This window comes from Chryseobacterium sp. CH25 (assembly GCF_004119455.1).
In the GTDB taxonomy this organism is placed as follows: domain Bacteria; phylum Bacteroidota; class Bacteroidia; order Flavobacteriales; family Weeksellaceae; genus Chryseobacterium.
The window spans coordinates 65,566-87,237 of sequence record NZ_NRQT01000014.1 but is presented as its reverse complement, the minus strand read 5'-3'; the positions used below and the strand labels follow the sequence as shown (position 1 = coordinate 87,237).

16 protein-coding genes, 2 tRNA genes and 4 pseudogenes are annotated in these 21,672 nt (G+C 35.4%); 11 read left to right on the top strand and 11 right to left on the bottom strand.

The features are described from left to right. Positions 1 to 21: 21 nt before the first annotated feature. Both BOQ64_RS22030 and BOQ64_RS22025 read right to left on the bottom strand, forming a co-directional pair. Positions 22 to 104 (bottom strand) — tRNA-Leu (locus tag BOQ64_RS22030). Between the two features lie 35 nt (positions 105 to 139). Then, a tRNA-Lys gene (locus BOQ64_RS22025) sits at positions 140 to 212 on the bottom strand. A gap of 115 nt (positions 213 to 327) precedes the next feature. Here BOQ64_RS22025 and BOQ64_RS22020 point away from each other — a divergent pair. Continuing rightward, complete coding sequence (locus BOQ64_RS22020) at positions 328 to 843, top strand: shikimate kinase (RefSeq protein ID WP_129058768.1); 516 nt, start codon at positions 328 to 330, stop codon at positions 841 to 843. A 12-nt stretch (positions 844 to 855) separates the two neighbouring features. Here BOQ64_RS22020 and BOQ64_RS22015 read toward each other — a convergent pair whose 3' ends face one another. Continuing rightward, positions 856 to 1,293 carry an RNA-binding S4 domain-containing protein gene (locus BOQ64_RS22015; RefSeq protein ID WP_129058767.1) on the bottom strand — a complete coding sequence of 146 codons (438 nt, stop codon included), beginning with the start codon at positions 1,291 to 1,293 and terminating at the stop codon, positions 856 to 858. A gap of 55 nt (positions 1,294 to 1,348) precedes the next feature. Between BOQ64_RS22015 and BOQ64_RS22010 the strand changes: the two genes are divergently transcribed. Beyond that, positions 1,349 to 2,092, top strand: a complete 744-nt coding sequence (locus BOQ64_RS22010; RefSeq protein WP_129058766.1) for a hypothetical protein — start codon at positions 1,349 to 1,351, stop codon at positions 2,090 to 2,092. 232 nt (positions 2,093 to 2,324) lie between these two features. Here the strand turns inward: BOQ64_RS22010 and BOQ64_RS22005 are convergent, their stop codons facing one another. The 6 genes and pseudogenes from BOQ64_RS22005 to BOQ64_RS24275 all read right to left on the bottom strand — a co-directional run bounded on the left by BOQ64_RS22005 (position 2,325) and on the right by BOQ64_RS24275 (position 9,054). Then, positions 2,325 to 3,842 (bottom strand): FMN-binding glutamate synthase family protein, encoded by a 1,518-nt coding sequence (locus BOQ64_RS22005; RefSeq protein ID WP_129058765.1) that lies wholly within the window; start codon positions 3,840 to 3,842, stop codon positions 2,325 to 2,327. A gap of 53 nt (positions 3,843 to 3,895) precedes the next feature. Further along, a pseudogene (mtaB, locus tag BOQ64_RS22000) lies at positions 3,896 to 5,241 on the bottom strand (tRNA (N(6)-L-threonylcarbamoyladenosine(37)-C(2))-methylthiotransferase MtaB). Between the two features lie 66 nt (positions 5,242 to 5,307). Next, positions 5,308 to 5,898 carry a DUF1572 family protein gene (locus tag BOQ64_RS21995; protein ID WP_129058763.1) on the bottom strand — a complete coding sequence of 197 codons (591 nt, stop codon included), beginning with the start codon at positions 5,896 to 5,898 and terminating at the stop codon, positions 5,308 to 5,310. A 96-nt stretch (positions 5,899 to 5,994) separates the two neighbouring features. Then, entirely contained in the window at positions 5,995 to 8,097 is a 2,103-nt protein-coding gene (locus tag BOQ64_RS21990) for a T9SS type B sorting domain-containing protein (protein ID WP_129058762.1), read from the bottom strand. A 160-nt stretch (positions 8,098 to 8,257) separates the two neighbouring features. Beyond that, positions 8,258 to 8,503, bottom strand: a complete 246-nt coding sequence (locus BOQ64_RS24280; RefSeq protein WP_228448525.1) for a hypothetical protein — start codon at positions 8,501 to 8,503, stop codon at positions 8,258 to 8,260. Positions 8,504 to 8,568: 65 nt separating this feature from the next. Beyond that, positions 8,569 to 9,054 (bottom strand): hypothetical protein, encoded by a 486-nt coding sequence (locus BOQ64_RS24275; RefSeq protein WP_228448524.1) that lies wholly within the window; start codon positions 9,052 to 9,054, stop codon positions 8,569 to 8,571. A gap of 202 nt (positions 9,055 to 9,256) precedes the next feature. Between BOQ64_RS24275 and glgP the strand changes: the two are divergent. Further along, positions 9,257 to 10,923 (top strand): annotated as a pseudogene (gene glgP, locus BOQ64_RS21980) (alpha-glucan family phosphorylase). Positions 10,924 to 11,013: 90 nt separating this feature from the next. Here the strand turns inward: glgP and BOQ64_RS24270 are convergent. Together BOQ64_RS24270 and BOQ64_RS21970 are read right to left on the bottom strand one after the other, a co-directional pair. Then, positions 11,014 to 11,178, bottom strand: a pseudogene (locus BOQ64_RS24270) (DUF6496 domain-containing protein); the annotation flags it as partial. Positions 11,179 to 11,189: 11 nt separating this feature from the next. After that, the gene (locus BOQ64_RS21970) at positions 11,190 to 11,663 is read right to left on the bottom strand and encodes a hypothetical protein (protein WP_129058760.1); all 474 of its coding nucleotides are present in this window, start codon (positions 11,661 to 11,663) and stop codon (positions 11,190 to 11,192) included. A 128-nt stretch (positions 11,664 to 11,791) separates the two neighbouring features. Between BOQ64_RS21970 and BOQ64_RS21965 the strand changes: the two genes are divergently transcribed. From BOQ64_RS21965 to BOQ64_RS21930, 8 genes and pseudogenes are all read left to right on the top strand, one after another. Next, positions 11,792 to 12,016, top strand: a complete 225-nt coding sequence (locus tag BOQ64_RS21965) for a bacteriocin-like protein (protein ID WP_129058759.1) — start codon at positions 11,792 to 11,794, stop codon at positions 12,014 to 12,016. 89 nt (positions 12,017 to 12,105) lie between these two features. Continuing rightward, the gene (locus tag BOQ64_RS21960) at positions 12,106 to 14,235 is read left to right on the top strand and encodes a S9 family peptidase (RefSeq protein WP_129058758.1); all 2,130 of its coding nucleotides are present in this window, start codon (positions 12,106 to 12,108) and stop codon (positions 14,233 to 14,235) included. Positions 14,236 to 14,243: 8 nt separating this feature from the next. Beyond that, entirely contained in the window at positions 14,244 to 15,047 is an 804-nt protein-coding gene (locus tag BOQ64_RS21955; protein WP_129058757.1) for a hypothetical protein, read from the top strand. A gap of 128 nt (positions 15,048 to 15,175) precedes the next feature. Then, positions 15,176 to 16,831 carry a peptide MFS transporter gene (locus tag BOQ64_RS21950; protein ID WP_129058756.1) on the top strand — a complete coding sequence of 552 codons (1,656 nt, stop codon included), beginning with the start codon at positions 15,176 to 15,178 and terminating at the stop codon, positions 16,829 to 16,831. 131 nt (positions 16,832 to 16,962) lie between these two features. Next, positions 16,963 to 18,717: a peptide MFS transporter gene (locus BOQ64_RS21945; RefSeq protein ID WP_129058755.1), complete on the top strand. Its 1,755-nt coding sequence runs from the start codon at positions 16,963 to 16,965 to the stop codon at positions 18,715 to 18,717. Positions 18,718 to 18,775: 58 nt separating this feature from the next. Then, entirely contained in the window at positions 18,776 to 19,447 is a 672-nt protein-coding gene (locus BOQ64_RS21940) for a PDDEXK nuclease domain-containing protein (RefSeq protein WP_129058754.1), read from the top strand. Between the two features lie 43 nt (positions 19,448 to 19,490). Further along, positions 19,491 to 20,971, top strand: a pseudogene (locus tag BOQ64_RS21935) (peptide MFS transporter). A gap of 42 nt (positions 20,972 to 21,013) precedes the next feature. After that, the gene (locus tag BOQ64_RS21930) at positions 21,014 to 21,550 is read left to right on the top strand and encodes a thioredoxin family protein (protein WP_317127671.1); all 537 of its coding nucleotides are present in this window, start codon (positions 21,014 to 21,016) and stop codon (positions 21,548 to 21,550) included. Positions 21,551 to 21,672 lie beyond the last annotated feature (122 nt).

Genomic DNA, 21,672 nt, shown 5'->3' with positions numbered 1-21,672 from the left:
ATTATAAAATTTTCTTTGCAGTGCCTGCGACTGGACTCGAACCAGCACATCCTTAGGAAACCACCCCCTCAAGATGGCGTGTCTACCAATTTCACCACGCAGGCAATAAAATCACAAGATTTGTAATATTTATTGCTAGTGACCCGGCTGGGATTCGAACCCAGGACCCATACATTAAAAGTGTATTGCTCTACCAGCTGAGCTACCGAGTCGGCCACTTCATAAACAAGTTTTCATTTAAGCAATGTCCCTTGTTTTAAGTGGTGCAAAGATATGACTTTTTTCTTTATCTCAAAACTTTTTCGCAAATTTGTTTAAAAAAAATTCATGATAATTTCACTAATAGGATACATGGGCAGTGGCAAATCCCACATTTCCAAAATATTAAGCGATAAAATAGATTTCAAACTCATAGATCTTGATAAAGAGATTTCTAGAAGAAATAAATTAACCATTCCTGAGATTTTCGAAAAGAAAGGAGAAATTTATTTTAGAAAACTGGAAAGAGAAGCTCTCGAGGAAATCTTGGCTTCAGAAGAAAATGTAATATTAAGCCTTGGGGGCGGAACTCCTGTTTATTATAATAATATGGAAATCATCAATCATAATTCCAAAAGTGTTTTTTTAAGAGCTTCTGTAGGAACTTTGGTTGAAAGACTTTCCAAACAGAAAGAAAAAAGGCCATTAATTGCCAATATTTCTGATGAGGACCTCCCGGAGTTTATTGCCAAACATTTATTTGAAAGAAATCAGTTTTACAGTAAAGCTCAGCTTAGCGTAGGTACTGATTCCAGAGAACCTGAAGATATTGTTAAAGAAATAATAGAAAAGCTCTATCTCTAGAGCTTTCTATTTTTAATTTTCATCTTCGGTTTCGTTATCTGTTTCACCGAAGAAGTCATCCCAATCCGTAAAATCAGCATCAACATCGTTGCCTACATAATCATCCATATCTCTCCTGTCTTTTTTTGTAGGTCTTCCTTCTCCTTTGTTTCGATAGTAATCCTGAGTCATTTTACGAAGTTTCAGCAATTCGTACTGTTCCTTATCAGTTACATCCTGTATATGGAGTGGAACCAGTTTAGCTCCTATTCTACTTTTAGGAATCTGTAATACTTTTATTTTATAATCGATCTGGTTCTTGCGGATTTTAATAACATCTCCTTCTTTTACCTCCTTAGATGACTTTACGGCAGACGTTCCCATAGAAACTCTATTCTTTTTAATCTCCTCAGCTGCAATACTTCTCGTCTTATAAAAACGAATGCTCCATAAAAATTTATCTATTCTCATATTTTTTTATACTTTTGCCGTTATATTATTTGTAAAGTAATTAAAGTTTTTTGAAATGAAAAAAATATTTTTATATATCCTTGTAGGATCTGTGTGTTTTTCTGCGTGTAATAAAAGTGATGAGACAGAAACCTATAAAGAACCGGCAGACATTAATGTACAAAATAGCTATGATGATCAGGCTATTGCAAAATATCTGGATGAGAATTATCTGGATGCCCAAGGAAATATAAAAGCTTTCAGTGCCACAGATACTTCTGATGATAAAGAAAAAAAATTATCAGAATTGAACGTTGTGACACTTCCTTCAGGAACAAAGTATATTGTAAGAGAAGGAGCACAACCTGCACCAAGTGATGCAAAGGAGATTAAAGATGACAGTGTTATTAAAATAATGGGAAGAGGCTATGCTTATTTAGCTATTAATAACAACGGAAATCCTGTACTTTCTAGCCAAATTCCTTTCTTAAACACCATAGATGGGAGTACAATTCCTTTGAATGATCCTATGTATTTTTACGTAAAGCAAAGTACACTTGATGCTGCAACTACTGATGCTGCAAAACTAAGAAGCTACTATGAAATAGCAGGACTTAAAGAAGCATTAAAAAAATTCAGTGGTTTTGATTTACCGAATGAAGCACCTTATAACCTGCAAGGAGTAATTATCGTTCCATCAAGAGCTGCATTTGCAAGAAACGCTCATTATTCTTATCTAGGTTTATCTTACAGAAACAATTCATTTATTTTTAACTTCCAGATTTATGGAAGCCGAGCAAGACTTAGTAATGAAAAATAAAAATATAAACCACCTTTAGCCGGGTGGTTTTTTATTTATATAACAGTTTTTAAAGAACCTGACTATATTATGAATTCCTTAGATTAAACCACCTCTCTCCAGATATAATAAAGCCTTTAAAAGTCAACTTATATTATTTGTAAAAAATAAATCATAAAAAAAACAGATTAGAGATGTTCTAATCTGTTTTTTATGTTTAAAATAGCTTTTAAACAGTTTATCTTTTCTGCTATTAAGATCTTGCCTTTTGTTTTACATTTCCTAAAATATCCGGGAAATAAAGATCTGCAAGGTGATCAAATTCATCTCCTCTCATAAACATAGTAGCATCTACTTCTTCATAAGAGCTTCTTCCTGCTGCAGCTATAAGTTCATTGCAGGTATGAAGGGTATTTTTATGGAAATGATATACTCTTTCTGCTTTATCCGTAACATCCAATCCTTTGATCAACATTTTATCCTGAGTAGCAACTCCCGTAGGACAGTTGTTTGAATTACATCTTAAAGCCTGAATACATCCCAAAGAGAACATAAATCCTCTTGCATTATTACACATATCTGCGCCCATTGCTACTGCTCTTAGGATATCTAAACTTGTAAGCACTTTACCACTGGCAATAACTCTAAGTTTATTTCTCAGATTATAATTATTAAGAGTTCTGTTAACAAAGATCAGAGCTGGCTCCAAAGGCATTCCCACTCCATCTGAAAATTCCGGCGGTGCTGCACCTGTTCCTCCTTCTGCTCCATCAATAGTAATAAAATCTGGATAAATTTTTAACACATTCATTTGTACACAGACATCTTCAAACTCTTTGGTATCTCCGATACAAAGTTTAAAACCTACTGGTTTCCCTCCTGAAAGCTCTCTTAATTCCTGTACAAACCTCAACAGCCCTGCAGCATCAGAAAATGCAGTATGTGATGGTGGTGAGATAACAGTCATTCCAGGTGTTACGTGACGAATTGCCGCAATTTCCGGTGTGTTTTTGACTCCCGGAAGAACTCCGCCGTGTCCTGGTTTTGCTCCCTGTGATAATTTGATTTCAATCATTTTCACGTTAGGAAGCGTTGCATATTTAGTAAATAGCTCAGGATTAAATTTTCCTTCATCATCACGACAGCCGAAATATCCTGTACCAATCTGCCAACATAAATCTCCTCCTTCAAGGTGATAAGGTGAAATCCCTCCTTCTCCCGTATTATGAAAGAAATTTCCTTTCTTAGCTCCTCTGTTCAGTGAAATCTGTGCTCTGTCACTTAATGCTCCGAAACTCATGGCTGAGATATTAAATAATGAAGCATGATAAGGCTGTGTACACTGCTCTCCTCCTACCCAAACTCTCGGAAGTTCTTCTGATGGGGATTTTGCATAAATAGAATGCTTAATACCCTCATACTTTCTGTGATTTACTTCCAACTGTGTTCCAAAAGCTACTGTATCACTTATATTTTTAGCTCTTCTGTATACTGCAGAACGCTGATTTCTTGGGAACGGTTTCCCGTCTGTCTCCCTTTCAATGAAATATTGCTGCATTTCGGGTGAAATACTTTCGAAAAAGTACCTGAAGTACCCCAGTACCGGGAAGTTCCTCAGAATAGCATGTTTCGATTGGTAAGCATTGTACACACCCAATGCATAAATAGCGGATAGCAGCGTCGGTATCCAGTAATGCGCTTTTATCAGCAGTGCTACAATCCATGTAGCAGCTACTAATACAATTCCCCAAGATAAAAACTTATCTCTCATGAATGTAGTATTTAAAGTTTAAAAATAAATTTAGTAGAAATTTTGCAAAGAGCCTATGCTTTTGCTAAAAAACTTTGGTAGGAAGATTGCACAGAAACCGTGCCATCTGACAGGATTTTTTCTAAATTTAGAAATTCGATTTGATTTACGGATGCAGGATCAAAGTCTTTCTGGACTCTCACATAGTTTTCTGTGAAGCCAAACATTTTCCCGTCTTTATTTTCATGCTCCCAAAGTACAGGAAGCGTTTTTCCAAGTTGTGTCTGATAAAATGCCATTTTTTTCTTTTCAGAAAGAATTCTCAGCATTTTATTACGTTTTTTCTTTCAGCTACCGGAACTACACCTTCCATTGCAGCTGCTTCTGTATTTTCTCTTTCAGAATAAGTAAATACGTGAAGATAAGTGATAGGAAGCTCATTAAGGAAATTATAAGTTTCCATAAATAACTCCTCTGTTTCTCCCGGGAATCCAACAATCACATCTACACCAATGGCAGCATCAGGCATAACCTCACGGATTTTATTTACCCTGTCATTGTATAATTTGGTAAGATAACGACGTTTCATTTTTTTCAATAAATCATCGCTTCCGGATTGTAACGGAATATGGAAATGCGGAACAAAGCTTCTACTTTTAGAAACCAGTTCTATACTTTCATCCTTTAAAAGGTTAGGCTCAATGGAAGAAATACGGATTCTTTCAATTCCGTCTACTTTATCCAGTTCTGAGATAAGATCCAGGAATGTATGTTCGTGTCTCTTATTTCCAAACTCACCTTTACCGTAATCACCGATGTTTACTCCGGTAAGAACAATTTCTTTAATGTCCCTTGCAGCAATTTCTGAAGCATTTTTCAGAACATTTTCGATGGTGTCTGAACGCGAAATTCCTCTTGCCAATGGAATAGTACAGTAAGTACATTTGTAATCACATCCGTCCTGAACTTTCAGGAACGCTCTTGTTCTGTCGCCAATAGAATAACTTCCGATAAAGAAATCGGTTTCTTCAATCTCGCATGAATGAACAATTCCTTCGTTGTCTGATTTTTCCAAATCATCAAGGTAGCTAAGAATATTAAATTTTTCTTTAGCTCCTAAAACAAGGTCTACTCCTTCAATCTGAGAAATTTCTTCAGGCTTCAGCTGTGCATAACAGCCAACAATAACTACCAGCCCGTCAGGATTGGCTTTCATTGCTCTTTTTACGTGAAGTTTACACTCACGGTCAGCATTTTCAGTTACTGAACATGTGTTGATTACATACACATTAGCCTTCTCATCAAAGCTCACCTTATCATAACCTGCATCTGTTAATTGACGGGCAATAGTAGATGTTTCTGCAAAATTTAATTTGCAGCCAAGTGTATGATACGCGGCAGTTCTTTGAAAAGCAGACATGTGTTACTTCTGAATTTTATGGGTGCAAAGATAGTAATTTTAATAATAATCCAAGATTGATTCAATCTATTGTTTATATTCATCTCTTACTTCCGGGCTATTTTGAAAGCAAACAGGAGATGAATTAGCATCCGGTTCTTCTCTGGAAAATTTATTTTTCATTTCAGTATTAAACTCCTGAGATTTGTTTCTGGCAATAGAAAGTGTTTTCCAGTCTTCATTTTTAATCATTTTAGCGATATAAACAATCTGTCCGATATGATATGGATAATGAGCAAGTTGTCTGAAAACGGCATCAATAACAGAATGTCCTTCGCCTCGTATATAGATTGTAGAATAAAGGTTACCTTCATTAATCTGATCTAAAGCATCAAAAAAACATTTCCATCCTTTTTCCCAGAAATCAAGAACCTCATCTTTAGTTTTAAAAGTATTTACAAATTCTTCATCGCGGTGACGCCACGATTTTTCACCATCCTCAGTAAGAAAATTAGTCCATCTCGAAAGCATATTTCCTGCAATATGATGTACTATGACTGCAATGGAATTACTTTCTTCATTATACTGCCAGAAAATCTGCTCATCTGACAGTTGACTAAACGACTTATCTCCGAGGGATTTATAATATTCAAAATGTTTAACAAACAGGTCTTTCATTCTTTCTATTTTGATAACTAATGTAAAAAATTCAAACAGAAAAACCACCTCTTCAGAAGTGGTTTTATCTATTCATTTCATTTATGCCCTATCACATTATTCCCGGTTTTTAACTAATACCCAACCTGTAAATTTGACGGGTGTATTTCTGTTATTATTTTCATTCCACAATACAGAATACCAATAGGTTCCGGTAGGAACTCTTCTTCCGTTTACTGTGCCGTCCCACTTATAGCCGTTAAGCTTATCAGCCTGATGAATCTTAGTTCCGTATCTGTCAAAAATATGAATCATAAGATTTTGTTTACCGGATAATGCGGAATAATCAATGACATCATTTACTCCGTCAGCATTGGGAGTAATTACATTAACCAGGTTCGGAACAACAATTTCAACCTTTATAGGAGCACAATTATAATCATCTTTTACATAGATTTTATACTCACCTCTTGGGAGATTGTTGAAAATATTGGAATCCTGCCAGAGAATATTGTCCAAAGAATATTTATAAGGTGGAGTACCGCCTATTACAGTTACTGTGATTGTATTACTTCCCACTTCAATATTGGAAATAACAGGCTGCTCAGTTGGCATTACCTTTACAGTCTGTGTAGTATAACATTCTCTCGTTTTAAGCTTTACCCAATATACACCAACTCCTACATTAACAGTTCGGGTAGTTGCTCCTGTACTCCACTGATAGCTATTAAATCCGGGTCCTGCATCCAGCGTGGTTTTATCTTCTATACAGATTACTTTATCTTTAAGCATATCTGAATACTTCGGTGGAGTTACTACCAGGGTAACTTTAACAACCGCATAACATCCTTCATTATTTGTAACTCTCACATACACCACTCCGTTTGGAGCAATATAATTCATAGAATTCAAAATTTCATTAGTCTGATTGATGGCATCCGCTTCGGAAGGGTAATACTTCTTATTGGTATTGGCCGGGTTGGTTACAGGTGCATTTGCAAGATTAAAAGAAGCAGTACTTGGATTGGATTCCAGGAAACATTCTGTAAGTGTAGCCTCTTTAACAACAACTACAGGATGAAATTTCAGTGTAATCTTCGCAATACCACTGCATCCGTATTCTGAAACAACTTTTACATAAACTGCTCCTTCTGCAGAGATAAATGCACTTGGATTAGTGATCTCATTAATTCCAGCATTAAGATCAAACATACTGTTATAGTATTTTTTCGATACATTAGGGGCAGCTGTAACATCAGCTGCTGTAAGGTTAAAAAGTGCTGTTCCTGCATTATTATTGTTACACTCAGTTAATGTTGCATCTTTTACAACAATAGATCCATCTTTAAACTTAAACACCCCTGTCTGTTTACATTTATTAAGAGGGCTGTTTGGGTTGGTAGGATCTGTATAACTGATGCTATAATAGTAAACTGTTGAAGTATTTACCATTATTGGAGCTGTAATAGGATTATTTACCGATAACGCATCGTTAGCACTATTATGATAACTTACACTAAAACCGGGGTTTCCATTAATAATACCGGCAGACAGTGTTCCAAAGTCAAATACAAGAGGATTTCCACAGATAACAACCTCTCTTGGGTCGGCAGGATTAGCCGCTGGAATTCCCGGTGGCATAAAAGGATTAGGTTGAATTGCAGGATCTGTAAACGGAGATGCCAAAGTGGCTGTTCCACCCCATGTTAAGGCGAAAGGAGCTGTTGTACTACTTGTACTGCTTACCCAGTTATCAATAAATAAGTAATACGTTTCTCCTGGTAAAACATCAAGATACCGGCAATAAGGTGTGGTAGAACCACCAGCTGCATTTGTTATGGTACTGGTCATATTTAAACCTGTTGCAGCACCTACCCCAATAACTGTTGCGGCATTACAGCGTATAGCAGATCCCAGGCTTCCGCAATTCACATTGGGGCCAAAAATTGCCCAGTCATAATCCGCATCCTGATTATTGGGAACCAGATTAAATGTTAGAGTCCCTCCTGTGGCAATCGTAATTTTATACCAGATCGAGTTATGTTCTCCTGATATATCTATACATGTCCCGGAGTTTACCATTTCTTTAATAGTACCATATCCTGAAGGGCTGTAAGTAATATTCGAGTTCCCGCAAACAGCCAGTGCCGTGGCACAATCCTGCTGAGAGTATAAAAAATGGGAAATGTATAAAAGAATAAATAGTAAAATTTTTCTCATAGATATATTTGTTTTTTGTGGCTAAGTGTTTTTAAGTCAGATCAATATCCAACCTACACCAAATATACCTATTATTTAATCACAAATAATAAAAAGTGATGTTTTTTTATGATATTAAAAAAATATCTACAATTGATTAAAAAGTCAATATTCAAAGCTGTTATTTTATGCTTGTAATATTTCCGCAGAGATTTTCAAGATGAAAAATTTTATGAAAAGGGCTTTTTACTTCTTTCAGGTGATCTTTATCCTGAATAAATGTATACCTTGATGCAATAGAATTCATATCAGAAACAATAACCAGCCAACATTCGTCTACTGAAGTATCGTAATAAGGAAACTTTTCATTTTTCTTCTCAATAAGATCCAGAATTTTATCTGAGCAGAGCTCATCAAAAAGGTTCATACTATACTCATGAGTAATAAAAACATTTCTACGGTGAAAAGATTTTCTTACACTTTTTACACAGCCTACTCCTTTATTTTTTTTATGCTTCTGTAAATATTAATGATATTTTCTTCCTGTTCTTCAAGATTATCAAACTTTATATTAGGGTGAAATTCTAAAAAATAAACACCACGATATTTCGTAGTGTCTTCCTGTTCTAATAATATTTCTGCCTGACGGAACATTTTGTTTAAAGTGCTCTCCACTTTTTTCATTTCCAGATGATTGATTACTTCGGTAAGTTCTATTCCGATTTTTTTGTCGTTCAGTTTTGCGATAAAGTCCGGACTTTCGCAGGTAAAATTTTCAAATTTCACATCAGGAAAATGATGCATAAAAGAATTGAGTAGAAGAATCTCTGATTTTTTTCGGTATTTTTCCCGATCATGAAGCGGGGATTCATCTATGGTACGGTGGTATTTTTCTATGGGCTTTTTTTTCAAATGCCGATTCAGGTAATATAAACTCAGATTCTTGATCAAATCTTCATCAGAAAATGTCTTTTTCATGTGTGATTTTTTTATTTAATTAAACACATGCAGCCATTGGTTTTCACCATTAAAAGTTTTTGATAATCAAAAATTTACACTCTTAAAGATAAGTAAAAAAACTATTCAATGCGTACTTTTAAAGTTAATTTATCCATTAATTAATATAAAGTTTATTTTCATTATTAATACCTTTGTCTTTTCAAACACAAACCAGTATTCTATGGATTTCAGGAATTTTAAAATACCCTATAACATCAATCCCCAATATTCAAAAAAAACCGCCTATTTTTCGATGGAATTTGCCCTTGAGCAGGTACTGAAAATATACTCCGGTGGACTTGGCTTTTTAGCAGGATCTCACATGAGAAGTGCTTATAACCTAAAACAGGATCTTATTGGAATTGGTATTCTTTGGAAATTCGGATATTATGATCAGGCCAGAAACCATGACCAGACTTTACAACCGGTATGGACCAGAAAAATGTACAGTTTTCTTGAGGATACAGGAATAAAATTTCAAATAGAAATTCACAGTGCCCCTGTTTGGGTAAAGGTATGGTATCTTGATCCTGAAATTTTCAACACTGCCCCAATGTTTTTCCTGTCTACAGATGTTCCTGAAAATGATCATGTTTCAAAAACCATTTGCCACAAGCTTTATGATGCTAATGAGTCTACAAAACTGGCTCAGTATATTTTACTTGGAAAAGGTGGTGCTAAATTACTGGATGAAATGAATATCGAAAGAGATGTTTATCATTAAATGAAGCCCATGGACTTCCGGCAGCATTCTATTTATTAAGAAAATATAACGGAGATCTGAATAAGGTGAAAGAAAAACTGGTTTTCACCACTCATACTCCGGAAGAAGCAGGAAATGAAAAACATAATTTGAAGCTATGCTATGATATGACCTATTTCTCCGGCTACAGCATGGAAGAAGTAAAAGCGATTGAAGGTGCAGATGATGACCGTTTCAACCATTCTCTCTGTGCCCTGAAAATGGCAAGAATTGCCAATGGTGTCTCTCAGCTTCACGGAGTAGTTTCCCGTGCTATGTGGAATAAATATCCCGGAATCTGTGAAATTACTTCCATTACCAATGCACAGGAATTTAAATATTGGGCAGATAAACCACTTTACAATGCGAAAGATGAGAATGATGATACCGTTTTCGATTACCGTAAAAAACATTTAAAGAAAAAACTGTTCAGCATTGTAGCAGACCAAACAGGAAACCTTTTCAACCCTAATATTTTCACCATTGTATGGGCCAGAAGATTTGCAGGGTATAAGCGTGCTGATCTTCTTTTACATGATAAAGAAAGATTCTACAGGCTACTGAACAATCCGAAATACCCAGTGCAGATTATTTGGGCAGGAAAGCCTTATCCAATGGATTATTCAGCAATTTCTACTTTCAATACTTTGGTGGAAGAAAGTAAGAATAACAAAAATATGGCTGTTCTTACGGGCTATGAACTTTCTTTAAGTAAATCATTAAAACAGGGTTCTGATCTTTGGCTTAACAATCCCAGAGTTCCGAGAGAAGCATCAGGAACTTCAGGAATGACTGCTGCTATGAACGGATCCGTAAACTTATCTACAGATGATGGCTGGATCCCGGAATTTGCCAGGCATGGAGAAAATTCTTTCGTAGTTCCAAAAGCAGATTATCTGAATATGAGCATCTACGAACAGGACAATTATGATTTAAATACATTATACGAAATCCTTGAAAACGAAATTCTCCCTATGTATTACGATCATCCGGATCAATGGAGAAAAATTCAGCACAACGCAATGAACGATGTAAAAGATCAGTTTAACAGTGATAGAATGGCAGATGAGTATTATAGAATACTTTATAATCAAACCAACAGCTAATCTGTTACTTTGATTTACCATATATATTATAAATGCCCGGAAAATTTCCGGGCATTTTGTATTGAAATTATTTACTTTTTTTTTCGGTGGCACTTTCAGGCCTTCTTCTCTTGCTTCAGAAATCCCAATAGCTATAGCCTGTTTTCTGTCTGTCACCTTTTTTCCGGAAGAAGATTTCAGCTTTCCTTCCTTGAATTCGTGCATTACTTTTCCTACTTTGTCCTGAGCTTTATCTGAATATCTGGTTTTGCTCATGATAAGGATTTTTAAGATTTAGGCAGGGATACCCCCAGTTCATAAACTCTGGCGTGTTTCAAATATTTTGAACGTTCTCTTGATGTTACCGACTGAAAATGATCATTTTTGAGCACAATAATCGGATCTTCTATATTTTCGATCTCAAAATTGGCAAAATACCTTTCATCCGGACTTGTTGTATCATTATTTGCCTTAATTTTCTGCAGTTCATCTGCGTATTTTCTAAATCCGGGATCAGATGAATGGATAAATTTATACTCATCGCCTGCATACACATAGTAATGAAGTTTTTTCTCTATCAAACCGGCTTCATCTGTAATTTCGGGGTTATCGTTTCCGTCTTTAAACCCCACTTCCACTAATATTCCGCCTTTTTTGCCGGCGCATTGCTGAGCGTCATCAAAACTGGAAAAACCTGTATAAACAATTCGGTCGTTCAATACATAACGGTTCAGTTTCTGGTTGTATGCATTCGTTTCCATAATTATTCTTTTTGATTTGATTGGTAGATATATACATTCAATTTTTTTGCCAAATTGTCTTTTTTAATAAAATTCACTATCAGATGATTTTTTTAACTACCTTAGACCTTCAGTCAAAAATATATACCATGAAAAATTTAAAAAGAATTTTAAGAGAACAATTAAAAGAAGTTCAGGGCGGTGTTCTACCCGGAATGACCAGATGTGTAGATCCACAAACCTGTAAGCTCAGAACGTGGTGGATCGGAGGATTTGAAGAGTCGTCATGTACTGCTGTCTATCCTTTCTGCGCTCCACAGGACTACAATCCACCTGGAAATGGAGATACAGGGACTATTCATGTAGCCAATTAGTATAAGAAATCAGGACTCTGCTTCCTGATTTTTGTTTTATATGGTCATGTAACTAAGATTCATTAAATTTGGAAGCATTAAAATTAGAAATGAAAAAACTACTCTTAACTTTGACTATAGCAGCGGCATTTCACAATGTGTCAGCACAGGAAATCACTTTAGATAAAATATATTCAGGATACTACCGTGGTAAAGGTATTGCTGGGATTACTTCCATGAAAAACGGGGAAAACTATCTTGTTATTGAACCTTCAGGAATTGCAAAATATTCATATAAAACTTCTCAAAAAGAAGGAAACATCGTGGATGGAAGTTTTGAAAGCTATGTATTCTCTAATGGTGAGTCTAAAATTCTTTTACAGAAAGAAAGCCAGCCTATTTACAGACATTCTTTCCTTGGAAAGTTTGAAGTGAAAGATTTAAAATCAGGAAAGGTAATCAGTTTAAATGAAGGAAAACCTGTTCAGGAACCTACTTTTTCACCTGATGCTACAAAAGTAGCTTTCATTGCTGACAACAACCTATACTATCAAGATCTAACATCCGGAAAAATTACTCAAATTACTACAGACGGTAAGAAAAATGCTATTCTTAACGGTTTGGCAGACTGGGTTTATGAGGAAGAATTCGGACATGCAAAACAGTATGAGTGGACGAAAAATTCTGATGCTATTGTATTTGTAAAATCTGATGAGAGCCAGGTTCCGGAGATTTATATTCCTATCTATGGTAAGAATCTTTATCCGGCTGAGATGCGTTACAAATATCCTAAAGCAGGAGAGAAAAACTCTGTAGTTTCAGCACAATTATATCGTCTTGATACTGATAAAGTAATGCCATTGAACTTAGGTTCTTTCAAAAACTATTATATTCAGAATGTTTTCCAGACTGCAAAAGCAGATGAAATGGTTCTGATTACTTCAGAGAGAATTCAAAATGCTTCAGATGTTTTAAAGGTAAATACTAAAACTGGAGCAGTACAGAAATTATTCACAGAAACGGATGATAAATGGATTGAAACAGATAGTCCTACTATTGAATTCCTTGATGATGATTCTTTCCTTTGGGCTTCTGAAAGAGATGGAAACCGTCATTTATATTGGTATGATAAAGATGGAAAATTAAAGAAACAGGTTACCAAAGGAAACTGGGAAGTAACAGATTATTATGGTTTTAATCCAAAATCTAAAGAAATCTACGTTCAGACTACAGAAAAAGGAAGCATCAATAAAGTAGTTTCTAAAGTAAATATCGAAAACGGAAAATCTCAGCTGATTTCCAATGCAGAAGGAAATAACTCTGCAAATTTCAGTAAAAACTACAACTATTTCATCGAAACTTCTTCTACGGCTGCAAAACCTCATACCTATGTTTTAAAAGACGGAAATGGTAAAACAGTGAAGGAGCTTCAAAACAATAACGATCAGCTTCAGAAATTAAAAGCAGATAATTTTGTTGAAAAAGAATTCATCACCATTCCAAACGCAGTAGGTGATCAGATGAATGCATGGGTAATGAAGCCTAAAAACTTTGATCCTAATAAAAAATATCCACTATTTATGTTCCAATATTCCGGGCCGGGATCTCAGCAGGTTGCTAACTCTTGGGACAATGGAAATGCGATGTGGTTCAACCACCTTGTACAGAAAGGATATATCGTTGCCTGCGTAGACGGACGCGGAACAGGTTACAAAGGAGCAAAATATAAGAAAGTGACTTATATGAACCTTGGAAAATATGAGATTGAAGACCAGATTACCGCTGCAAAATGGTTCGGAAACCAATCTTATATTGATAAAACAAGAATCGGAATGTTCGGATGGAGCTTTGGTGGTTACATGACAAGCTTAGCAATGACAAAAGGAGCGGATGTTTTCAAAATGGGTATTGCAGTTGCACCGGTAACCAACTGGAGATATTATGATTCAGTATATACAGAAAGATTCATGAGAACCCCTCAGGAAAATCCTGATGGATATGACAAAAACTCTCCTACTGAGTATGCAAAATTATTGAAAGGAAAATTCCTTTTAATCCACGGTACAGCTGATGACAATGTACATTTCCAGAATTCTATGGAGTTCTCCGAAGCTTTGATTCAAAATAAGAAACAGTTTGATTTCATGGCTTATCCGGACAAGAACCACGGAATTTATGGTGGCCAGACAAGACCGCAACTGTATCAGAAAATGACTGATTTTATTCTGAACAATTTATAAGAAAATTGATGAAGCCTGCTCTTTACTTATCATTTTTATTGTGTTGGTCTGTATTGTTTTCACAGACGGCAATCACCAATGATGGTCAGGAGGTTATGCTTCTTGAAGATAAAACATGGAAATCCAGTAGAGGCGACCTTGGAGAATTTTCCACCATGGAAGCCTTTACAGCGGGTGATCAGAAAGTCATTATTTCCTCAGACAACACATGGAAGTTCATGAACAAAGCGACGGAAGGCCTGTATGAAAATACTGCTATGAACAGTAAAGCTTATACAACTTCCAAAACTGCTTTATCATTAGCTCAAAGTAAGAGAGTGGATGCCGGATTTTATTATGATCCTAAAAAATGGACTATTCTCCAGGAACAGCAAGAATATTCACGTGGAGAATTTTCGCTTCAGGGAGCTTTGAATAAAGATTTATATGCTTCTTTTGGAAGTTTTTCTTTAGAAGGCGAAGCCACCTTGAAAAATGTAAAAGATATTGTTCTGACAGGTTTTCTAATGAATCCCAGTCACTATAAAATCAAAAAAACGGAATTCAGAAAAGTAAACGGAAACGAGGTATTTTACATCAGATATCATGATATAGACATGGATTACGATGTTATCCACTACTATCTGATTACTGAGGATAAAGCTTGTGCACAAATAAGTGCTGGCTCTCCGGAAAAGAATTTTGCATCTAATGAAAAGGATCTGCAGGACTTCCTCAATGGTGTGATCAAAATAAAAACAGAGAAATATGTTGAGAAAATTAATGTAGAAGCCCCTGTTCCACCACCTGTACCATCTAAAAATCAGAATTAAATATAAATCCCTTTCACCAATTTTGAAAGGGATTTTTTTATTCATTTCATTAATCATTTAGGGATATATTATTTATTTTATCAATTGGAATTAAAAACCTATTTTTGGGGCAATTGAAATTTGAATATATGAAGACAAAACATCCTAAAGGGCTACCTTACCTTTTCTTTACAGAAATGTGGGAGCGTTTCGGGTACTACCTGATTCTTGGAATCTTTGTTCTGTATGTTATTGAACCTGCCGGAATGAAAGGAGGTTTAGGACTGCCGGACAAAACTGCAGATGACATTTTCGGAACCTATATTGCATTAACTTATCTTACTCCTTTTATTGGTGGTTTCTTAGCCGACAGGGTTTTAGGATATATTAAGTCTATTTATCTTGGAGGTATTTTAATGGCTGCAGGATACATCGGAATGGGTGTTTTCAAGGATTTACCTTTATTTTATGCTTCTCTGGCATTAATTATCATTGGAAATGGTTTCTTTAAACCTACCATTTCTACCCTTTTAGGAAATCTTTATTCTGAAGAGCCCTATAAAGCCAACAAAGATTCCGGGTACAATATTTTCTACATGGGAATTAACATCGGAGCCTTTATCTGTAACATTATTGCTGCATTTATGCGTAATAAATTCGGTTGGGGTGAAGCATTCATCACTGCCGGAGTTGGGATGTTGATTGGTATGGTTATTTTTACCATCGGAAGAAAGCACTACATCCATGCTGCACAGATGAAACCTGTACAGGAAGGTGATACGAAGCTTTCTGAGATTATGATGAAAGTATTTGTTCCTGCTATTGCTGCTGGAGCATTGGGATGGTTTATTCCTAACAATATTTTTGGAAGTGACAGTACGGATGCCTTCATTTTTGCATGTATTCCTGTTATTTACTTCTATGCTTCTCTTTACTTTAAAGCTAAACCTGATGAAAAAGCATCCATTGGAGCGTTACTTTCCGTATTCTTGATCAGTATGTTTTTCTGGGCGGTTTTCAAGCAGAATGGTACAGCTTTAACGAGATGGGCTAATTACTACACTGACAGAAGTGTTCCTGCATCTTTGGAAAAACCTTTGGAAGGAATCTATATGGTTGATGGAAAAAGTTACGAAGACAAAGAAGTTCCTGTCTATGACAATCAGTTCCGTTCTCAGAAAGAGGATAACGGAGACACTAAGAAAGAAACAGGAAAGGATGTTTACTTTAAAAATATCTCTCAGGAACAGCGTGCTGTGCTTGAGAAAAACCCTGAAAATAAGGTCTACTTATACAATACTGAATTATTCCAGTCTATTAATCCATTCTGGGTAATTGCATTAACTCCTGTTGTGGTAGGGTTTTGGGCTTTATTAAGAAGAAAAGGTAAAGAACCTTTAACCCCAACCAAAATCGTTTTAGGACTGTTCATTTCCGGATTATCATGTCTGGTAATGGTTTTAGCAGTAATGGCCGGAGATAACGGCTCTGTAAAAGTTTCTCCTTTATGGCTGGTGGCCAGTTACGGAGTAATTACCATTGGAGAATTATGTCTTTCACCAATGGGGCTTTCATTCGTATCTAAGCTTTCTCCTGCAAGGATTACAGCTTTGATGATGGGTGGATTCTTCCTTGCCAACTCTGTAGGAAACAAGCTTTCAGGTATCTTGGCAAGTACATGGTATAACTATGAAAACAAAACAAATTACTTCCTTGTGAATTTCGCTTTGTTAATATTTGCTACTCTTTTAGGCCTTTCCATGCTAAAAAGATTAAATAAAATTATGAAGGAAAAAGGGCATTAATCCCTGATCTTATAAAGAATAGAAAGCTGCGGACTGGGTCCGCAGCTTTTTTATTTAAAAATAAAATTAAAACCTTGCCAAAAACCCAAAATAAACTATATTTGTCAGTCTTAACAAAAATTAACAATAGAATGGATAATATTGAAGCATTGAGTCCGAAACCGGATGAATTTGTAGAGAATAAGAATTCCAGACATCCAAAAGGATTGTGGGTTCTATTCGGAACGGAAATGTGGGAGCGTTTCAACTTTTATGGAATGAGAGCACTTTTGACGCTCTTTATGGTAAATTCCTTATTAATAAAAGAAGCTGATGCGGCGATCATCTATGGTGGATTTTTAGCTTTGTGTTACTTAACTCCGCTTCTAGGAGGATTTATTGCTGATAAATATATCGGAAACAGATTTGCCATTATCGTAGGTGGATCTCTTATGGCAATTGGTCAGTTTTTATTATTCATCAGTGCTTCAACGTTCTCTGCGGATCTTGGAAGCGCGAAGCTTATTATGTGGCTGGCATTATTCGTTATCATTTTTGGTAATGGATTCTTCAAACCGAACATTTCCTCAATGGTAGGAAGTCTTTATCCAAAGCAGGAAAAATCCAAACTGGATTCTGCATTCACCATTTTCTACATGGGAATCAACATTGGAGCATTCTTAGGTCAGTTTATCTGCCCTTACGTAGGAGACGTAAAAGATGCTACAACCGGAGTAAGAGATATCTTTGCTTTCAAATGGGGATTCTTAGCAGCTTCAATAGCTATGCTAATTGGAACGGTAACATTCTTTATCCTTAAAAACAAATACGTTGTAACTCCGGAAGGAAGACCTATTGGAGGATTACCAAAAAATAACAGTACTGCAGATTTTGAAGAAGGAGAATCTCAGACCGCTAAATTCTCAGGGGTATCTTTAGGAATCACTGTAGGTATATTTGCTGTTCTTTTCTTTGTATTCAGATATTTATTGGTTGGAGAAATTGGGTTTAACTCAATGGAAATGGGGCAAATGATTAAAGGGATTATCTATCCTTTCATCTATGCAGCTGGTATTTCCCTTGCATTCCTGATCATGACTTCTGCTGAAAATAAGGTTGAAAGACAGAGAATCTGGGTAATTTATATTGTTTCGTTTTTCATTATCTTCTTCTGGGCAGCTTTCGAGCAGGCAGGATCTTCATTAACATTTATTGCAGATAACCAGACAGACAGAAACATTTTGGGATGGAATATGCCGCCTTCAATGGTTCAGATTTTCAACGGAATTTTCGTAGTTCTATTGGCTGTTCCTTTCAGTTTATGTTGGGATAAATTAAGAGCAAAAGGAAAAGAGCCTGTATCTCCATTCAAACAAGCAATGGGGCTGGCATTAATAGCTCTTTCTTATTTCATCATTGCACACAATGTAAAAGATCTTGGAAGTTCAGGTTTATTAGCTATCAAATGGTTAATGCTTTTATACTTTATCCAAACTTGTGGTGAGCTTTGTTTATCTCCAATCGGACTTTCTCTGGTAGGTAAATTAGCACCAAAAAGATTTGCTTCATTATTATATGGTGTTTTCTTCATTTCTAATGCTGCCGGATATGCTTTAGCAGGTTCATTAGGAGCTCTTATCCCTGCTACAGGTGATAAATTCAAAAAAGCTCAGGAAATTGGAGTAAACTTACAGGATGTTTTAGATAAAAAAGTAACTTTAACTACGGAGCAGGTTGCTGCATTCGAAAAAGCTCAATTACCATTACACAACCCTACTTTCGTAGGATTTGAGATTCACAATTTATTTGAATTCTTCATGGTATTCGTTGTACTTTGTGGTATTGCTTCTGTAATTTTAGGTCTACTTTCACCTATCTTAAAGAAAATGATGCACGGTGTAAACTGATTGCATTAACAAAATATGAATAAAACCTCTGCTAAGTCAGAGGTTTTTTTATTTTCGTATGATGGAAATTTCCGAAGATTCTTTATTCCAATCCGTAAAGGAGATCATTAGACAGTCGCGCGAAAAGGTTTTTCGAATTGCGAATTCTACACTACTGCTTACTTACTGGCAGATTGGAAAACTTATTGTTGAAGATGAACAACAAGGGAAAGAACGTGCTGAATACGGAAAATACACCTTAAAAAATCTTTCTCAGAAGCTTACTTTAGAGTTTGGAAAAGGGTTTGACGAAAATAATTTGAGAAATATGCGCTCATTTTATCAGACATTTCCAATATGTGACGCACTGCGTCACGAATTGAGCTGGACTCATTACAGGCTCTTATTCAAAATAGATAATACTCAGAAAATCAATTATTATATAGATGAAACCATTCAAAATAATTGGAGTTCAAGAGATCTAAAAAGGCAGATGAACTCACTAGCCTACGAAAGAGTTTTAAAACACAAAGAATCTACACCCGAAAATATCCACAGTGTTTTAAAAGATCCCTACATTTTTGAATTTCTTGGTATAAAAGCTGATGAACAGTTTTCTGAAAAAGAAATTGAAACTGCCATTATTGACCATATTCAAAAGTTTTTACTGGAATTTGGAACACCTGCTGTATCTCCCAAAAGAAGAAGAAGAATTAAAACAAATCATCGATCAGAACAGAATTCGTTTTGAACTGGATCAGGATAATAAAAACCCTTAATTAAAACAATCATATATCGTTATGAGCTTAACTCTAGAAGAAATACAAGACTTTAAAGGAAAGTATCCAAAACAGCTTTGGACTTTATTCACCGTAGAAATGTGGGAACGTTTCTGCTTTTATGGAATGCGAGGTGTTCTTACCATTTTCATGGTAGATCAATTGGGACTGTTAGAAGACAAAGCAAATTTACAATATGGAGCCATACAGGCTTTTATTTATGCTTTTACTTTTATAGGAGGTATTTTTGCTGATAAAATCTTAGGCTTTAAAAAATCTTTAGTTTTTGGTGGTATTATTATGTCTGTTGGTAATCTAATTATTGCCCTTTCTCCCCATGACTTCTTTTATTTCGGGATTACCTGTTCCATTATAGGTACCGGATTTTTTAAACCTAATATCTCCTCTATGGTTGGGGAACTTTATAAAGAGGATGATCCAAGAAGAGATGCAGGGTATGGTCTTTTCTATGCCGGAATCAATATTGGAGGACTTCTAGGTGGAGCTTTATGTGTTTATCTTGGAAAATATCATTCTTGGTCATGGTGTTTCTTAGCAGCTGCCATTGTAATGATTTTAGGTCTGATTACTTTTTTGCTACCAGAAAAACATTGGGACCTATCGGAGACTCTCCATTACAGTTTATTCCTAAATCAAAAAGAACTTTACGTGAAGTATTGGTATACATTGGAGCATTATTAAGTATGCCTCTTATTTTCATCATGGTTAAAAACACAAGCTTTACAGATTATTTCATGTATCTCATTGGGATTGCTGCTGTAGGCTATTTCATCATGGAAACTTTAAAACAGACTTCCTCTTATCAAAAGAAACTGATCGCAGCATTTATATTTATATTCATGTACTTCGTGTTCAATTCCATATATGAACAAAGTGGTGGATCTCTATCTTTATTTGCTAAAGATAACCTTGTACACAATTTACTGGGATTTGGTATGGATCCAAATGTCATTAACAACAGTGCTAATTCATTCTTTATCATCATTTTCAGTCCACTGATCGGTTTAGCATGGGTTGGTTTAAACAAAAAGAAACTTGAACCTAATACCATTAATAAATTCGGAATTGGATTTTTATTCCTGGCAGGAGGATTCTTCTTATTTTACAGTTTAAGATATTTTGCTGGTGCAGATGGAAAATCTTCACTTAACTTATTTACCTTCACATGGCTTGTTATTACTTTTGGTGAGTTATGCTTAGGCCCAATCGGGATGTCTATCATCACCAAATTATCTCCTAAAAAAATGTTCGGAATGATGATGGGGCTATGGTTCTTGGCAAGTGCATTTGGGCAGTTTGCTGCAGGAAAAATTGGAGCAAGCTTATCTGAAGCCAATACAGGAAATACCAATATGAGTAAGCTACTTGCTTATACTGACGGATATAAAACACTGGGTATTTATGCATTAATTGCAGGAGTGGTATTAATATTGCTTTCTTCACTGGTGAAAAAATTAATGCAGGATGTAAAATAAAAAAATAAGTTATTATGCTTATTTTTACGTAAATATCAAATTATGAAAAAAATTTTAAGCATAGTACTCTTATTATTATTAAATTTTAGTTTTGCACAGACTAAATGGATGACTATTGAAGAGGCTCTAAAAGCGCAGAAAGAAAATCCTAAAAAGATTCTTATTGATTTTTATGCAGACTGGTGTGGCCCCTGTAAGATTATGGATAAAAAAACTTACGGACATCCGGTACTTTCACAGATTTTAAATGAAAATTTCTATCCTGTGAAATTTGATGCAGAAGAAAAAAAGAGTATTGAAATCTTTGGAAGAAAATTTTCCAATCCTAACACAGAACATAAAAAAGGGAGAAATTCTTTACATGAATTCACTCAATATATGAATGTAGGTGCTGTTCCAAGTACTGTATTTCTGGATGAACATGGTGAACCAATCACCATTCTTCAGGGAGAGTTATCTGCGAAAGAGCTGGAACCTTACCTTGAAATGATTCAAAGGATCTCTTTAAAAAGATCCGTACCAGAGAACAGTGGGAAGATTATCAGAAAAAGTTCAAATCTAAAATCAAAGAGTAATTAAATTTTCAGGTTTTAATACCGATATAAACTAAGACTTTCAATTTTTTTGGAAGTCTTTTTTATTTTACCGAAATTCGGACTTTTGTTTTTCATACTATATTCGATTCCCGAATCTGAGATAAG